Annotated in this window: 1 protein-coding gene; it reads right to left on the reverse strand. The window is 30.9% G+C overall.

Going from position 1 to position 1648, the window contains the following annotated elements; translation table 11 throughout:
* Positions 1–49 precede the first annotated feature (49 nt).
* The gene (locus tag ACMOUI_RS08185) at positions 50–1603 is read right to left on the reverse strand and encodes an ABC-F family ATP-binding cassette domain-containing protein (RefSeq protein WP_418965236.1); all 1554 of its coding nucleotides are present in this window, start codon (positions 1601–1603) and stop codon (positions 50–52) included.
* Between the last annotated feature and the right edge of the window lie 45 nt (positions 1604–1648).

Here is a 1648-nt window from a genome sequence, read left to right on the forward strand (position 1 = left end):
AGACTACCAATAGTGTTCAACTACTGGTAGTTTTTAAATTAAAAATTTATTAAATTATTTTAGTTGTCCAATCCTCAACATTCCAAATTTCAGTTGCAACATCCATATAAAACTCTGGCTCATGGCTTACCATTAAAACAGTACCGTTAAACTCTTTAATAGCTCTTTTAAGTTCCTCTTTAGCATCTACATCTAAGTGGTTTGTAGGCTCATCTAAAATTAAAAAGTTAATTTCACGATTCATAATTTTAGCAAGTCTAACCTTAGCATTTTCCCCTCCAGATAATACACGCATTTGGCTAGTTATATGATCTGTAGTAAGCCCACACTTAGCAAGAGCGGCTCTAACCTCAGCATTAGTTAAACCAGGGAATTCATTCCAAAACTCATCTAAAGCAGTTGTAGAAGAGCTTTCCTCCTCTTGTTTAAAGTATCCTATCTCTAAAAACTGACCATGCTCAATCTCTCCAGATAAAGATTTTATTCTTTTTAAAATTGTATTAAGAAGAGTTGATTTTCCTAAACCATTTACACCTTTTATCGCAATTTTTTGATTACGTTCTATTGTAAAATTAAGTGGTTTTGTTAAAGGTTCATTATATCCAATAACAAGGTCTTTTACAGTGATAATTTCTCTAGAAGGAGTTCTGGCAGTTTTAAATCCAAAAATTGGTTTAGGCTTCTCTCTTGCAATTTCAATAATATCCATACGATCCAATTTTTTTTGTCTATCTTTAGCTAAGTTTGTTGTAGCAACTCTAGCCTTATTTCTAGCAATGAAATCTTGTAAATGGGCAATTTCTTTCTGTTGCTTTTTATAAGCTGCTTCTATTTGTCTCTTTTTTAATTCATACATCTCTTTAAATTGGTAGTAATCGCCAGTATATCTAGTTAGAACTGCATTTTCAATATGATATATTACATTTGTAACCTCATTTAAAAATGGAATATCATGAGATACTAAAATAAAAGCATTTTCGTAATTTTTTAAGAAATTTTTTAACCAAGTTATATGATCTTCATCCAAGAAGTTTGTAGGCTCATCTAGAATTAATATCATAGGGTTTTCCAGTAAAACTTTAGCTAATAGTATTTTAGCTCTTTGTCCACCGGAAAGTTCAGAGACATCTCTCTCTAGACCAATATCAAGTAACCCTAATCCAGCGGCATACTCTTCAATTTTAGAATCTAAATTATAGAAATCAGCACCTTCTAAAATACTCTGAATCTCTCCAACTTCTTCTAAGATTGAGTCCATCTCTTCAGGAGAACAGTCACCCATTTTTGTATAGAGATCCATAATTTCCTGTTCTAGCTCAAACATATGAGCAAAGGCAGATTTTAAAATATCTCTAATTGTTTTTCCCTTTTCCAAGGTACTATATTGATCAAGATATCCTGTTGTAATATGATTACACCAAGAAACTTGTCCCTCATCAGGCATAAGTTTACCAGTAATAATATTTAAAAATGTTGATTTTCCTTCTCCATTAGCTCCAACTAATCCAACATGTTCACCTTTTAAAAGTCTGAAAGAGGCATTTTCTAAAATAACTCTAGAACCAAATCCATGACTTACGTTTTTAACATCTAAAATACTCATAAAATTTAACTCCTAATATATTTAATTAATCTATTTTTTATAAAA

Origin of the sequence: Cetobacterium sp. (assembly GCF_048470075.1) — a bacterium.
GTDB lineage: Bacteria > Fusobacteriota > Fusobacteriia > Fusobacteriales > Fusobacteriaceae > Cetobacterium_A.

Excerpts from the sequence above, each read along its gene's own strand:
- ACMOUI_RS08185 (WP_418965236.1), bottom strand. The coding sequence starts at position 1,603 with ATGAGTATTTTAGATGTTAAAAACGTAAGTCATGGATTTGGTTCTAGA.